Source organism: Candidatus Planktophila vernalis, assembly GCF_002288185.1.
In the GTDB taxonomy this organism is placed as follows: domain Bacteria; phylum Actinomycetota; class Actinomycetes; order Nanopelagicales; family Nanopelagicaceae; genus Planktophila; species Planktophila vernalis.
The window spans coordinates 398,116-412,079 of sequence record NZ_CP016776.1 but is presented as its reverse complement, the minus strand read 5'-3'; the positions used below and the strand labels follow the sequence as shown (position 1 = coordinate 412,079).

The 13,964-nt window shown below is 45.0% G+C and carries 11 protein-coding genes; 5 read left to right on the top strand and 6 right to left on the bottom strand.

The genetic code is table 11. The features are described from left to right. Positions 1–107: 107 nt before the first annotated feature. The 4 genes from A7sIIA15_RS02225 to katG all read right to left on the bottom strand — a co-directional run bounded on the left by A7sIIA15_RS02225 (position 108) and on the right by katG (position 5,076). Entirely contained in the window at positions 108–1,316 is a 1,209-nt protein-coding gene (locus A7sIIA15_RS02225) for a C40 family peptidase (protein ID WP_095686427.1), read from the bottom strand. Further along, on the bottom strand, positions 1,316–2,311 hold the full coding sequence (locus A7sIIA15_RS02220; RefSeq protein ID WP_095685594.1) for a C40 family peptidase: 996 nt from the start codon (positions 2,309–2,311) through the stop codon (positions 1,316–1,318). The genes A7sIIA15_RS02225 and A7sIIA15_RS02220 overlap by 1 nt, the downstream gene beginning before the upstream one ends. Before the next feature lie 42 nt (positions 2,312–2,353). After that, positions 2,354–2,680 carry a hypothetical protein gene (locus tag A7sIIA15_RS02215; RefSeq protein WP_150123717.1) on the bottom strand — a complete coding sequence of 109 codons (327 nt, stop codon included), beginning with the start codon at positions 2,678–2,680 and terminating at the stop codon, positions 2,354–2,356. A 239-nt stretch (positions 2,681–2,919) separates the two neighbouring features. Continuing rightward, positions 2,920–5,076, bottom strand: a complete 2,157-nt coding sequence (gene katG, locus A7sIIA15_RS02210) for a catalase/peroxidase HPI (protein ID WP_095685592.1) — start codon at positions 5,074–5,076, stop codon at positions 2,920–2,922. 85 nt (positions 5,077–5,161) lie between these two features. Between katG and A7sIIA15_RS02205 the strand changes: the two genes are divergently transcribed. Genes A7sIIA15_RS02205 through A7sIIA15_RS02190 form a run of 4 tightly spaced genes read left to right on the top strand, consistent with a single transcriptional unit; the run spans position 5,162 to position 8,630 of the window. After that, positions 5,162–6,007 carry an ADP-dependent NAD(P)H-hydrate dehydratase gene (locus A7sIIA15_RS02205; protein WP_095685591.1) on the top strand — a complete coding sequence of 282 codons (846 nt, stop codon included), beginning with the start codon at positions 5,162–5,164 and terminating at the stop codon, positions 6,005–6,007. Positions 6,008–6,055: 48 nt separating this feature from the next. Beyond that, complete coding sequence (locus A7sIIA15_RS02200; RefSeq protein ID WP_095685590.1) at positions 6,056–6,724, top strand: response regulator transcription factor; 669 nt, start codon at positions 6,056–6,058, stop codon at positions 6,722–6,724. Positions 6,725–6,756: 32 nt separating this feature from the next. Continuing rightward, a complete protein-coding gene (locus A7sIIA15_RS02195; protein WP_095685589.1) occupies positions 6,757–7,014 on the top strand; it encodes a hypothetical protein in 258 nt (85 codons plus the stop codon). After that, on the top strand, positions 7,011–8,630 hold the full coding sequence (locus A7sIIA15_RS02190) for a GH25 family lysozyme (RefSeq protein ID WP_095685588.1): 1,620 nt from the start codon (positions 7,011–7,013) through the stop codon (positions 8,628–8,630). The genes A7sIIA15_RS02195 and A7sIIA15_RS02190 overlap by 4 nt, the downstream gene beginning before the upstream one ends. Here the strand turns inward: A7sIIA15_RS02190 and A7sIIA15_RS02185 are convergent. Further along, entirely contained in the window at positions 8,620–10,293 is a 1,674-nt protein-coding gene (locus A7sIIA15_RS02185; protein ID WP_095685587.1) for a glycerol-3-phosphate dehydrogenase/oxidase, read from the bottom strand. The two genes, A7sIIA15_RS02190 and A7sIIA15_RS02185, sit on opposite strands and share 11 nt — an antisense overlap. A gap of 66 nt (positions 10,294–10,359) precedes the next feature. Between A7sIIA15_RS02185 and glpK the strand changes: the two genes are divergently transcribed. Next, entirely contained in the window at positions 10,360–11,847 is a 1,488-nt protein-coding gene (gene glpK, locus A7sIIA15_RS02180) for a glycerol kinase GlpK (protein WP_223298281.1), read from the top strand. Here the strand turns inward: glpK and A7sIIA15_RS02175 are convergent. Further along, on the bottom strand, positions 11,844–13,946 hold the full coding sequence (locus tag A7sIIA15_RS02175) for an alpha-galactosidase (protein ID WP_095685585.1): 2,103 nt from the start codon (positions 13,944–13,946) through the stop codon (positions 11,844–11,846). The genes glpK and A7sIIA15_RS02175 overlap by 4 nt on opposite strands. Positions 13,947–13,964 lie beyond the last annotated feature (18 nt).

The window sequence follows — 13,964 nt, the reverse complement described above, 5'->3', positions numbered from 1 at the left end:
GACACTATGAATGTGTGAGAGGGAACCAATGTTTTCTCCAGCTGCCGAAGCGCTGTGGACACTAGCGATTAAAAAAGCAAGCAGAACAAAAGTAATTCTTTTCACTCTCACACCCTCCCTGCATAAGGCATCAAGCCATCAACACTATAAATATTTGAGAATCGAAGTCCACTCTTTGTTGAACGAGCTTCCCACATCATGCCCTCACCGGCATAGATGCTGATGTGGTGGATAGTACTAATCGTGCCCTTGTATGAATAAAAGAGAAGATCTCCTGGTTCCATTTCCGACAATGGAATCTGCTTTGTATATGTGTAATACAAACCTGAGTTCAAGCGGTCCCAAATGGGCCAACCTAAACCGGCATATTTATATGCGGCATAAACAAGACCTGAGCAATCGAATGTATTTGGTCCTTCATCTCCCCAGACATAAGGCTTCTTTGCAAGCACCTGCCTTTTTGCAAATTCAACTGCTTTGAGCCGTTGAGCTTGAGATGTTCGTGAACTACTCACTCCTGTTGGTCCCCCAGTGCGCCAAATTTTTGCCTGGCCCGTGACCTTTGTTGCCTCATTTGCTCGAGTCTCTTCCAGAATTGCAAGTTGTCGGCGCTGCTCTAAAGTAATGCGAACTTTCTTTGCTGAAGCTAAATCGCGCTGTAGTTTGTCTTGAACTGCCTGAAGCTTATCTACCTCTTTCTGTTGCTCTGCCCGAGCATCAGCTGCTTCCTTCTTTGCATCAGCCACTCGAATTGTGACTACTCTCTGTTCCTCCTGAGCGGCAACGGCAACTACTTTTGCTTTTTGAGCAATCTCCTCAGCTGACTTAAATCGTGAGAGCGTTGTTTTATTGGTTGCCCCCAGATTATCTAGCGTAGACATCCGATCGATAAGTTCTTGGGGACCGCGAGAATCCAGCAGTACTTCAAGATCACTTAAACTCCCCCCTGACCTATATGCATGCACGGCTAACTTGCCAATCTCACGATGTGTAAATGCAACAGATGCAACAGCTTCTTCATAGATTTTGGTAGCGGCTACGGATTTAGCTGTGGCCCGTGCCAATTCATTTCGTGCTGCAACATACTTTGCTTCTGCAGCCTTTGCGATAGTCGTCAGAGCACGCAAATTTCCACGCGCCTTCTCCAACCGCTTGAGCGCATCAGCTGCAACTTTTTTCTTTGCAGCTTCTAACTTCTTGGCAGCTTCAATTTGAGCAAGTGTCGGTTTATGACTCGTTGCATTACCTGGTGCCGGGAGCACAATCACGCTCAGGGAAATCAAAATAATTTGAATAACTAATATCTTTATTTTCATCATAATCTGCGAGCTCCAACAAATGGCTTCTTTCCAAATACTTTTGTGAAATTCACAACTTCTACTCTTTTACCTGGACGTGGGGCCTGAACCATTTTTCCCCCACCCATATAGATGGAGACATGGCTAATCGGCTTACCAAAAAACAGTAAGTCACCTGGCTTTAATGATGAAGCTGAAATATTTTTTCCATATTTAATTTGAATTCGAGATGAATGCGGAAGTGATACACCTGCCTTTTGAAAAGAGCGCATAGTCAATCCTGAACAATCCCAACGCGTTGGTCCTGCCGCAGCCCACACATACACATCTCCGACTTGGGCAAGGGCATATTTCAATGCAATTGAACCTCTTGTGTTATCTCCCTTATAACTTTGTGCATATTTTTTAGAGTCACTGAGAATTCGATTTTCCCTATCTGCCTCTTCCCTTGCCAATCTCTCTCTATCCTCTTTTTTTAGATTGTTCAAGATCTTTTGAGCCAGTGCCAAATCTTCCTTTGCCGCACTTACTTGACGATTAAGTCTGGATCTTTCAATGCGCAACAGAGTTGTTTTATCAGCTACAACTAACTGAGTTGCTTCCACGTTTTGCTTTTTAACAGCAAATTCTCGGAGTTGTTTTGCATAGTTCCTAGAGACCATATCTAAAACGCCTACATCTGAAAGGTACCTAGATGGGTCTGAAGAAAAAAGGAGATCTAATCCTTCTCCCATTCCAGAGTCAGTGAATTTGGAGACGGCAATACGTGAAAGGGTCAATCCAGCTAGATTTAACTCTTTCCGCAAGGTCGATTCTTTATTCTCAAGAATAGCCGTCTGCTTTTCTAGCTGCTTGATCCGAATTGTTGCTTCATTCGCCGCCTCAAATTTCTCGGCAGCCAGAGTTCTTAATCTATCCACTTCACGTTGTGCATTTGCTAAGGAAGGGGCAGCCCAACTACTACTTGGTGTAATTCCAAGTAGTAGAGCAAAAACGATAACAAAAACGGGCATGAAAAACCTTTCTCGCAGTTCTTGGACAGAAGCGAGATTGATTTAGATTCGGTGAATGCCCAATTCAGGTAAAGATAAGGTCAGGTTAAGGCTCGTTAGCGGTCTATATGTCATCAAGTGAGATTTTAAGAGAATGAACTTGTCGTGATAAGACTGGTAGAAGATTCTTAAAAGAAACCTGCCGCCAAAAAGTAAAATTAAATAGAAAATCCCCGCACAGATTTTCGTAAATAAATTACCACTACCTAAACCTTGAGTGGCGATAGGTGAATGAGGATGATCACCATGTGAAACATGGGTGACGGCTGCCACTGCCACAGAATTTTGCTCAGCATGGCATGCTTTCGAAACAACAACTGCTGTGCTCACTAGAGTTAGGAGAATGAGTGCAGTACCGACTGCTTTCGTCAAGATTTTACTTTTTTTCGCCACGCCCAATGATAACAAGTAGGAACTTATTTATCCCTTTCAAGCGTGTGTGACCTTACAGATATTTCAAGCCCTAGCCCCATTTTTCACACCGTGAAATACGGGCAATCCCTTCTTGTGAAGGCCCAAGGTGTTGTCGTATTCGAGCTCTAATCAAGCCGACTTAACTACTCTGAGAATTAACTGTGCAGGTCAAAGCGATCAGCGTTCATCACCTTGGTCCACGCAGCAACAAAGTCTTTAACAAACTTTTCCTTGTTATCGTTTTGAGCATAGACCTCAGCGTATGAACGAAGAATTGAGTTAGAACCAAAGACTAGATCTACGCGAGTAGCCGTCCAATCAACGCTTCCACTCTTTCGATCGCGAATGTTATAGAGGTTCTCCCCTACTGGCTCCCACACGTACTTCATGTCAGTGAGATTGACAAAGAAATCTGTTGAAAGTGCGCCAACATTTTTTGTAAAGACTCCGTGGGATGTGCCGGCATGGTTTGTACCAAGCACGCGCATTCCACCAATCAAGACTGTCATTTCAGGAGCGGTTAGTCCAAGAAGTTGGGACTTATCTAGAAGCAGTTCTTCAGGTGATACTGCGTAATCTTTCTTCACCCAATTGCGGAATCCATCATGAATGGGTTCAAGAACACCGTAACTGGCAACATCGGTTTGTGCCTGCGTTGCATCTCCGCGACCTGGTGTGAATGGAACTGAAACCTTCACACCTGCAGCAGCTGCAGCCTTTTCTACTCCAATGTTTCCAGCCAAAACAATCACATCTGCGATGCTTGCACCAGATTCTTTTGCAATTGGCTCTAGAGCAGCAAGTACTTTGTTTAATCGAGCAGACTCATTGCCTTCCCAATTACGAGCTGGCTCTAAACGAATGCGAGATCCATTTGCACCGCCGCGAAGGTCTGAGCCGCGAAATGTTCGCGCACTATCCCAAGCAGTTGAAACTAACTCTGAAACAGATAATCCTGCTGCCTCAATTTTTGCCTTGAGCGCGCCAACATCATAAGAAGATGTGCCTGCAGGAATCGGATCCTGCCAAATCAACTCTTCGGCTGGAACATCAGGTCCGATGTAGCGAATCTTTGGACCCATGTCGCGGTGGGTTAATTTAAACCAAGCACGCGCAAATGCATCATCAAGGAGCGCCGGATTTTCATGGTACTTCTTTGAAATCTCAAGGTAGATCGGATCCTTAATCATTGCCATATCTGCATCAGTCATCATTGGGTTATAGCGAATTGATGAATCCTCAACATCTACTGGCTTATCTGCTTCAACAATATTTGTTGGCTCCCACTGCTGTGCTCCTGCCGGAGACTTCACAAGTGCCCATTCATGCTTAAACAACATTTCGAAGTAACCGGCATCCCACTTAGTTGGCTCAGATGTCCAAGCACCTTCAATGCCACTTGTTACAGTGTTTCGACCAACTCCACGCTTTGTGTGGTTATTCCATCCCAAACCTTGCTCAAAAATATCTGCAGCCTCTGGTGCTGGACCTAATAGAGATGCATCGCCATTACCGTGGGCTTTACCGACTGTGTGTCCGCCTGCAGTTAATGCAACGGTCTCTTCATCATTCATCGCCATGCGCGCAAATGTTTCGCGAATATGTTGGGCGGTTAGCGCTGGATTAGAAACTCCATTGATTCCTTCAGGGTTAACATAAATCAATCCCATCTGAACTGCAGCCAGAGGGTTTTCCAAAGAGCTGGCATCTGTTGTGTCTGCATAGCGCTCATCACTTGGCATCATCAAATCTGGTTCTGATCCCCAATAGATGTCTTTTTCTGGATGCCAAACATCTTCTCGTCCAAAAGCAAAACCGAAAGTTTTCAAGCCCATGCTTTCATAGGCAATTGTTCCTGCAAGAATAAATAAATCTGCCCAGCTCAGTTTGTTTCCATACTTTTGCTTAATAGGCCATAGCAAGCGACGTGCTTTATCTAGATTGCCGTTATCTGGCCATGAATTTAGTGGAGCAAATCTAAAACTTCCTGTGCCAGCACCACCGCGTCCATCGGCAACTCGATATGTACCAGCTGAGTGCCAGGCCATACGAATCATTAATCCGCCGTAGTGGCCCCAATCTGCTGGCCACCACTCTTGTGTTTGAGTCATGAATTGATGCAGATCCTTTTTCACTGAAGCAAAATCTAAAGTCTTAACTTCTTTACGGTAATCAAAATCCTCACCGAGTGGATTGGTCTTGCGATCATGCTGGTGGAGGATGTCTAACTTCAACGCCTTAGGCCACAAATGTGTATTTGACTCACTCGATTGAGTGTTTGCACCGTGTGCTACTGGGCACTTTGCGTCCATGATTCCCCCTGTTTGTTGCCTTCAATTGTGCTTAGTATGGATGTAGCGGTACAGGCTCGCAAATTATGAGCGATAGGCTGAGTTCATGACCAGAACTATTAAGAAGTGGACCGCTCGTGATGCAGCCAAATGCGTTATCACCCCTTCTGATCTTGACCACAAATACAGTCGAGGAGTTCTCGGTGTAATCACTGGTTCTGCCCAATATCCAGGTGCTGCGGTTCTAACAACTTCTGCAGCTGCTGCAACAGGAATTGGAATGATTCGCTTTCATAGTTCTTCAGGTTTGGCACATTTAGTTTTGCACGCAACACCTTCTTGTGTGGTGCAACCTGGAAAAGTCACAGCGTGGCTTATCGGTTCTGGAATTCCCGCAAAGAAGTATTCAGATATCACCACATGGCTTCGCCACCGTTGGTTTGTTTTAGCGCACAAGCAAAACGTTCCAACAGTTCTAGATGCTGGAGCGCTGTATTTGGCTGGGTCTTTAGAGCAACCAACTTTGATCACACCACATAGTGGAGAGCTCTCAGCCTTGCTGACTGCGCGAGGAGTGCCAGTTACGGCAGAGGCGATTGAAGGAAATCCAAAAAAATGGGTGGTTGTGGCTGCCCAAACTCTAGGTGTAACTGTTCTGCTTAAAGGATCAATCACGTACGTTGCAAATGATGACTTACTCATAGAACTTCCTGTTGCAACACCTTGGCTGGCAACAGCTGGAAGTGGTGATGTATTGGCAGGAATCATTGGCGCTTTGGTTGCCACCAATACTGTTGAAATACTTAACGACATCAATCGTTTAGCCCACGTTGCTGCAACTGGTGCATACATCCATGCTCAAGCAGCAAAGAGCGCATCTAGGGGTGGCCCTATTTCTGCTGAAGTGATTGTTTCTCATATCTCTGGGGCCATCTCTCAATTGATTAAGTAATTTCCTATTCAAGGAGTAATTGTCTACTTCAACGTTAACCTTGTAGACATGAACGAACGAGTACTGGTCATAGTCGATGACGCATTTGTGATGTCTACTTTGGTGGCAACACTACGTCTTCATGATATTGATGTGATCGGAGAAGCTAAGAGTGAGAGTATGGGTCTAAACTTGCTTCGACGTTTGCAACCAGATGTCATTTTGCTGGATATGAACCTTGCAGGAATATCTTCAGTGAAAATCGCAGTGAACATGCGCAAAGAAAATCACAACATAGGAATTGTAATTCTTAACACCTGTCCTGATCTGCGCTTTATCGGTGAATCTAATGAAGACGTGCCTGCTGGAACCAAGATTCTCATTAAGAAATCTATTGTTGACTTCACTGTTCTATGCACTGCAATTAATGAATCAAAGGCTGCAGCGATTGAAAAACATAAGGTCGCTTGGATAAATGGAAATGCTTCATTTCAAGAGAAAGGCGTTTTGGCATTAATGGCCCATCTAACTGATACACAAGCAGAGGTACTTCGATTGGTCGCTGATGGAATGACAAATGCCCAGATTGGGCGTACACGATATGTCAGTGAAAAGTCTGTGGAACAAGTAATTTCACGAGTTGCACAAGAATTGCATGTGCAACCAGATGCCAATATGAATATGAGGGTGCAACTTGTTGGTGAGTATTACCGCTGGTTAGGCGCGCCACACCACTAATAGAACAGTGTTAATAGGTAAAGTTTGCGCCTATGGAACTGCAAGAAATACGCAATCGATGGAATGAAGTCCTCGATGCGGTATTGGAAGTAGACCGAGTCTCATGGCTTTCCTTCTTTGACGCCCGCTTGGCAGATTTTGATGGCAAGGTTCTTACCTTGGATTTTTCAGATGCCCGTAAGCTTTCTAGTTCCCATGAATTCTTACAGACTCGACTGAAGCAACAAGCGATACTCATTCAAACAATAAAATCTGTCTTGGCTATTGATGTTGAAATAAGTGAGCGATGAAAATCCGCGCAACAATTACAGCAATTGCGCTGACTCTACTAGCCTTGAATGTGCCACAGGTTCAGGCCGCTTCTAGCTCTCTCACACTTTCCTTGCGACAAACTCCATCGGCAACTGAATCAGTAGTTACCTTCTACGGAACCATCAAGCCGGCTCGATCTGGTTTGAGCGTAAAAATTCAGGGTAACTCATCAGGTGAATGGAAGACCACGCGTTTTGTAACTAAGACCACCAAAGCAGGAACGTGGAAGATTGTTGCTGTTGCAACTGCATTTGATATTCCAATCAAGTATCGCGCTCAAGTAAATGTTGGAGGCAAAGTTTCCAACTCCCCTATTAGAACAATCACCATTAAAAAGCCTCCCCAGATTTCAACCACTGATCCTGCCTTAGTTGTTGAATCTTTCGGTCCTGGTGGTCGCATCCACGGAGCAGATGTGAGTAGATGGCAACATCCCAACGACAAGCCAATTGATTTTTCAGTTGCCTATGCATCTGGACTTCGCTTCGTCATGATTAAAGCCTCAGATACTAGAGATGAAGCAGATGCACTTGCACTTAAGTACCTCATTATGGATCACGCAGCAGCCCAAGCTGCAGGTCTCTATACAGGTTTTTATCACTATGCGATTTTGCCTGATGTCAGTGATTCAGCAGGAATCATCCGTGATGCAACTGCCCAAGCTCAAAAAGTATTATGGAGATTAGCTGCTATCGGTGGTTACACTGAAAAAGATCTCCCTTACGCACTAGATCTTGAGAATAAATGTGTTCGAGTCTCCTCTTCAGGTGCCTGCCAGAAATATGCCAGCCGGGCTGCAGTTACTTTATGGGCAGAAACATTCTTAGGACTACTTAAAGAGAAAACAGGAAGAACGCCAATTCTCTACTCCTATTCAAACTTTCTAGAGAGTTCAATGAATAAGAGTGCGAAGTTGGCTCAATACCCACTGTGGCTAGCCCAATATGCAATTGATCCGTTTAACCCGATTAATCAACCTGGAATTAAAGCTGGTGGTTGCTATGTGCACTCATGGACTGGCGCTAACTGTGATTCACAATGGACTATCTGGCAATACACATCCTGTGGAATTGCACCTAAATACGGTGTGCCTGGCACTCGACTTGATCTCAATATTTTTAGAGGCAGTGCCTCAGATTTCCTCAATCTTTCTAAAGGAAGTTGGGCGCCTGCATTAGTTGATTTGATGCCAAATAATGAGCCAACTCAATTAATTGTTAACGCCCAATCCGCCAGTACAACCAATAAGTCAGTCACATTTAAAGCAACGGTCACACGTCCTGATTCATCACCTGTTGTGACTGGTGCAATTAAACTTGTCTTCGACGCTGCAACTGTGCCAAAGACAAGTCCAGTTCAAACAGTTCTGCGTGCCACCAGTGGTGAGTGGACATTGGCAATTAAGGGTGTTCCTGCCGGCACATATAGTGGAAATGTTGTTTATACAGATGTGTCACAAACACATGCACAAAGCTCTCAAGCAGTAACTTTCACAGTGGTTCAAGGTCCAACTCCGTCACCAACAGCTGAGCCAACTAAGAAGCCAACTAAGAAGCCTTCAGTTGATGGTTGTTCAAAGCAGATTAAGAACTAACTCTTTCATGCTCTTCTAGAAGTTGATCTAACGCCTCAAGCTCGCGATCTACTAGTTCTTCATATGCGGTAACTGATGCTTTTCGCTCTTTTGCACTCCAACCAAGTACTGGGGCAATAATCGCGGCAATCTCATCTGCTAAGTGCACGCCGTGATCGCTGGCTTCAAAGGCAATCCGTGTGCGGCGCGAAATAACATCATCAACTGTTCTTGCACCTTCATAGCTTGCTGCATATTCAATTTCTGCCTTGATGTAGAGAAGATCTTTATCAACTTTTGCTGCGAGCTTTGGATTTGCCTCAATTAGTTCAAGAACTTCACTAATCATGGATCCATAGCGATTGAGCAAGTGAGTAATTGTGTCGGTATCAAGACCACTGCTTTCACTTAAGCGCTCGACCTGCTGGACTAATGCAAAGTAACCATCAGCACCAACTAGTGGCAGTTTGTCTGTTACTGACTCTGGCTTAATCGCACGTAGTTCAATGACTGCGCGATCAATGGCATCTTTAGCCATCACTCGATAAGTGGTGTATTTACCACCGGCAATGCTCACAAATCCAGCAGCTGGTCGATCAACTGTGTGTTCGCGTGAGAGTTTGGTCGTTGCAGAGTCTTTGTTATTTGCTACCAGTGGTCGCAAGCCTGCATAAACACCAATAATTTGAGAAACATCTAATTTAGGAGATAACACGCGATTGGCTTGATCCAAAATGTATTGAACATCTTCACGACTAGCCAAAGGCTCTGCTCTATCTCCCGTGTATGGAGTATCGGTTGTTCCAACAATCCACTTATCTCCCCATGGAATTAAGAATAAGACTGAAATTGGAGTCTTGAGAATAATTCCAGCGTTAGATTTAATTGCCGAGCCTGGCAATACGATATGCACGCCCTTACTCATTGCCACGTTATAACCTGGCTTTAATTCAAACTTTGCATGCAGTTCATCACTCCACACACCAGCACACATCACTGTTGCTGTTGCACTGATGTTTATAGTTTTTCCAGACTCTAAATCTTTCGCTTTTACTCCAACAACGCGCTTACCTTCTCGCAAGAGCGAGACTGCACTCACGCGTGTTGCAATCACTGCCCCATGTCGAGCTGCAGTGCGTGCAATTGTCATCGTGTGTCGCGCGTCATCTACCTGTGCATCAAAATACTTAATAGCTCCAGTAATCAAATCTGGGCGCAGAGATGGTGCAATCTCATTAATCTGCTTTTGACCAATATGTTTGTGCCAAGGTAGGGCACGTTGGAAACCACGAAGTGCGTCATAGAGTGCAAGGCCCGCACCAACGTAAGTTCGCTCTTTGAATTTTTCGGTCAGCGGAAATAAGAATCCGACTGGCTTAACTAGATGTGGCGAGAGAGAAGAAACCATTAGTTCGCGCTCATGGAGTGCTTCTCGTACTAATTTAAAGTCATATTGTTCTAGGTATCGCAATCCACCGTGAATGAGTTTGCTGGAACGACTTGAAGTTCCAGACGCTAAATCTTGGGATTCAATCAGAGCAACTTTTAAACCACGTGATGCTGCATCAAGTGCCGCTCCAACGCCTGTGACACCCCCGCCAATAACTAATATGTCAAAAGATTCACTCGATAATTCTGAAATGGCGCTATCACGCTGCTGGGGGCTTAGCTGTGATAGGAACATAAGCGTTGATTCTCCATTGCATCTGAGTAGAGTAAGCCTAACTTAATTATGAAAGGTTTTCACTTCGTGACTTATATCGGCAGTTTGGATCAAGGAACCTCAAGTACTCGTTTCATGATCTTTGACCACTCGGGCAAAGTTATTGGCCAACACCAACTTGAACATCGCCAAATAATGCCTCACCCCGGCTGGGTTGAGCATGATGCAGCTGAAATTTGGCAACGCGTGCAAGAAGTCATCGCTGGGGCCCTCAAGCAGGCCGACATTTTAGGTTCAGATTTAGCAGCTATTGGAATCACTAATCAACGTGAAACCACAGTTGTTTGGGATGTGAGCACTGGGCAACCTTTATCCAATGCAATTGTCTGGCAAGACACTCGCACCACCGATTTTCTCTCCTCTTTAACTGATTCCCAAAAAGAGAAGGTTCGTTTCAAGACTGGATTAACGATTGCTCCTTATTTTGCCGGTAGCAAGATGAACTGGTTTCTGAGCAATGTTCCCGCTGCAAAAAATGAAAATGCTCGAATGGGAACTATTGATTCATGGTTATTGTGGAATCTTTCAGGTGGAGTACGTGGCGGTGTACATCAAACTGATGTGACTAACGCCAGTCGCACATTATTAATGAACCTTGAAACCCTTGATTGGGATCAAGAGCTTCTAGATATCTTTGGAGTCTCTCGCAGTTCACTTCCAGTGATCAAATCTTCCTCAGAAGTGTATGCATCCACCGATCCTCACGGTCCATTTGGAACTTCTATCCCAATCGCTGGAATCTTAGGAGACCAGCAAGCTGCAATGGTTGGGCAAGTCTGCTTTGAACGCGGTGAATCTAAAACTACATATGGCACTGGAAACTTTGCGCTCCTCAATACTGGCACGGAGATCGTCCGATCTAAAAATGGTTTGCTCACAACAGTCTGTTTCAAGTTAGGTGATCAACCCGCTCATTACGCTCTAGAAGGCTCAGTTGCTGTGACTGGTTCTGCCATTCAATGGTTACGTGATCAATTAGGGATTATTACTAACGCTGCTGAAACTGAAAATCTTGCATCCTCTGTGACAGATACTGCTGGAGTCTATTTCGTACCCGCATTCTCAGGACTCTTTGCACCGTATTGGCGCAGTGATGCACGCGGTGCAATCGTTGGTTTAACACGTGCAGCAACTAAAGCCCATCTTGCCCGCGCTGCCCTTGAAGCAATTTGTTATCAAACTCGCGATGTTATGGATGCAATGGTGGCTGACAGTGGAGTTCCAATGCGCGAAATGCGCGTTGATGGTGGCATCACCGCTAACTCACTGTGCATGCAGATGCAGGCTGACATTATGGGAATTGATATCACTCGCCCACTTATTGGTGAGACCACTGCCTTAGGTGCTGCATATGCTGCTGGTTTAGCTGTTGGCTTCTGGAGTTCACAAGATGAAGTTAAGAAGCAATGGCAACAATCACGCCGCTGGTCACCCACTTCAACATTAGATGTGCGCGAAGCTGGCTATAAGAATTGGAAGAAAGCAGTTGAGCGAACTCTGAACTGGGTTGATTAGAGCTTAGTAATTTCGATCAGCACGGCATTGGCCGGTGCAAGAATCGGTGCACTCACTCCAATAGTGGCAAGGGCTGAACCTGACATGGTGATGCCATCCATCCACTGCGGTGGAGTGATTAACATAAATCGTGGTTTGCCTGCTGGATAAACGGCTTTAACTAAATAATTGGCAGCTGCATCCAAACCGGCAAACTTAAGTGATGCTGGGTGAATTGTCACAGTAGGTGTTAACTGAACATAGGCGAATATAGATTTCTTAGTATCGGCAGATATAACACCGTAGAGGTATCCATGCTCATCTGGATAATCAATGCGAACAGATTTTCCACTGTGTAATAGGGCGCGATTGTCTTTGTAGTACTTGGCCCACGTAGCAAGATTTGCCCGTTCTTCGGCAGTTGCTTGCGTAATGTTCCATTCAATACCAGCATGTCCAAAGAGCGCAGTTATTGCGCGCATAGAGAGTTCTAATGTGCGACCAGTTTGGTGTCCATGGGTTGGGCCAATGTGTGTTCCCAGCATTTCTGGCGGAATAACTTGTGATGTCCAGCGCTGAATAGTTTGGCGCTCGAGGGCATCATTGTTATCACTTGTCCAGAAGCGATCCACATAATCAATAACACCTAAATCAATACGGGCTCCGCCTGATGCGCACGATTCAATTTCAAGTCCTGGATGACGCTTTTTTAACTCAGCAAACAAACGATAAATAGCCTGTGTTTGGCGGCGAACACCCGCAACACCTAAATGCCCAGCATCAACTAATACACGGTTGTGATCCCACTTGATGTAAACAATATTGTGAGCAGCCAATAGTGAAGATGTTTGTTCCAGAACATGCTTGTATGCCTCTTCATGCCCAAGATCTAGAACAAGTTGGTGGCGCCATAGCGGTGGGGTTCGATCTCCTTCATGCAGGATCCATTCAGGATGAGCACGATATAAATCAGAGTCCGGGTTAACCATTTCGCCTTCAAACCAAAGACCAAACTCAATACCTTTGCTATTGATGTATTCAACTACTGGGGTTAATCCATTTGGCCAGACAGCTGGATCAACAACCCAATCACCCAAGCCTGAGCGATCATTGCGGCGGGAGTGAAACCACCCATCATCTAGAACAACGCGCTCAACCCCAACTTCGGCAGCAACATCAACGAGCTCTCTAATCTTTGATTCATTGTGATCAAAGTAGAGCGCTTCCCACATGTTTAAAGTCAGTGGACGTGGACGCTTAGGATGAATTTCACGTGCACGAAGATGTGAATGGAAAGCCGCACTAACACCATCTAATCCTTGGCTTGAATAAACAGCAAACAAAGCTGGTGCTTCATAAGATTCATTACCCTTAAGAATTACTTCACCTGCAAGCAAGAGTTCGCCGGCACCAATAGATTGCTGACCATCAAAACCACGTTCAACCAAATAATGAGAATTACCACTCCAAGCAATCGATGTTGCCCAAGCAGAACCAGATTGGAAAGAAGTTTGTGCAGTTAATGCGATATCTGCAATAGAGAAATTATGCCCGCTTCGTCCCTCACGAGATTCACGCACCCAGGTTCCAATTTGAATATCGCGACATTGTGGTTGACGCTCATTTGACCAACGTCCTGCAAAATCTAAATTCTGTGTTGCCTCTCGTGGCAAAGGCAACCAGTGGATGAATTCATTGAGAACATAATCAGAGTTTCCAATGTTTTTAACTGTGGCTTTCTGAATAAGTACTCCAAAAGCATCTAAATCAAAAGTGACTATTACCTCTAGCTCTGCATGAAAGTCTCGAAGGGTTACTGCGCAGTGATTACCTTGATGATGAAAATCAGTAACTTCAAATTTAGTTGACCAAGCTTTTCCATTGCGGTGTCCGGACAGAGATGGACGTCCTAAGAAACCACGTGCGCTCTCGCGCATCAAACCTGGCAGCTGTGGTTCATCCCAAGAACTATTTGCAATCGATACTCGACTAGCTAGCGCGATGTCATGGTTTTGCCCAAGAATTGGGGCTCCCCAATGGCGAATTACTAAGGCTCCATTAACAACCTCAATGAGCAACGAGGAAGTTGGAGCGCTCAGAAGTGCAGTTTGCTTAGTCACAACTGTAGAGTAACGACA

Excerpts from the sequence above, each read along its gene's own strand:
- A7sIIA15_RS02185 (WP_095685587.1), bottom strand. The coding sequence starts at position 10,293 with ATGTTCCTATCACAGCTAAGCCCCCAGCAGCGTGATAGCGCCATTTCA.
- A7sIIA15_RS02190 (WP_095685588.1), top strand. The coding sequence starts at position 7,011 with ATGAAAATCCGCGCAACAATTACAGCAATTGCGCTGACTCTACTAGCC.
- A7sIIA15_RS02225 (WP_095686427.1), bottom strand. The coding sequence starts at position 1,316 with ATGAAAATAAAGATATTAGTTATTCAAATTATTTTGATTTCCCTGAGC.
- A7sIIA15_RS02200 (WP_095685590.1), top strand. The coding sequence starts at position 6,056 with ATGAACGAACGAGTACTGGTCATAGTCGATGACGCATTTGTGATGTCT.
- A7sIIA15_RS02195 (WP_095685589.1), top strand. The coding sequence starts at position 6,757 with ATGGAACTGCAAGAAATACGCAATCGATGGAATGAAGTCCTCGATGCG.
- A7sIIA15_RS02220 (WP_095685594.1), bottom strand. The coding sequence starts at position 2,311 with ATGCCCGTTTTTGTTATCGTTTTTGCTCTACTACTTGGAATTACACCA.
- A7sIIA15_RS02205 (WP_095685591.1), top strand. The coding sequence starts at position 5,162 with ATGACCAGAACTATTAAGAAGTGGACCGCTCGTGATGCAGCCAAATGC.
- katG (WP_095685592.1), bottom strand. The coding sequence starts at position 5,076 with ATGGACGCAAAGTGCCCAGTAGCACACGGTGCAAACACTCAATCGAGT.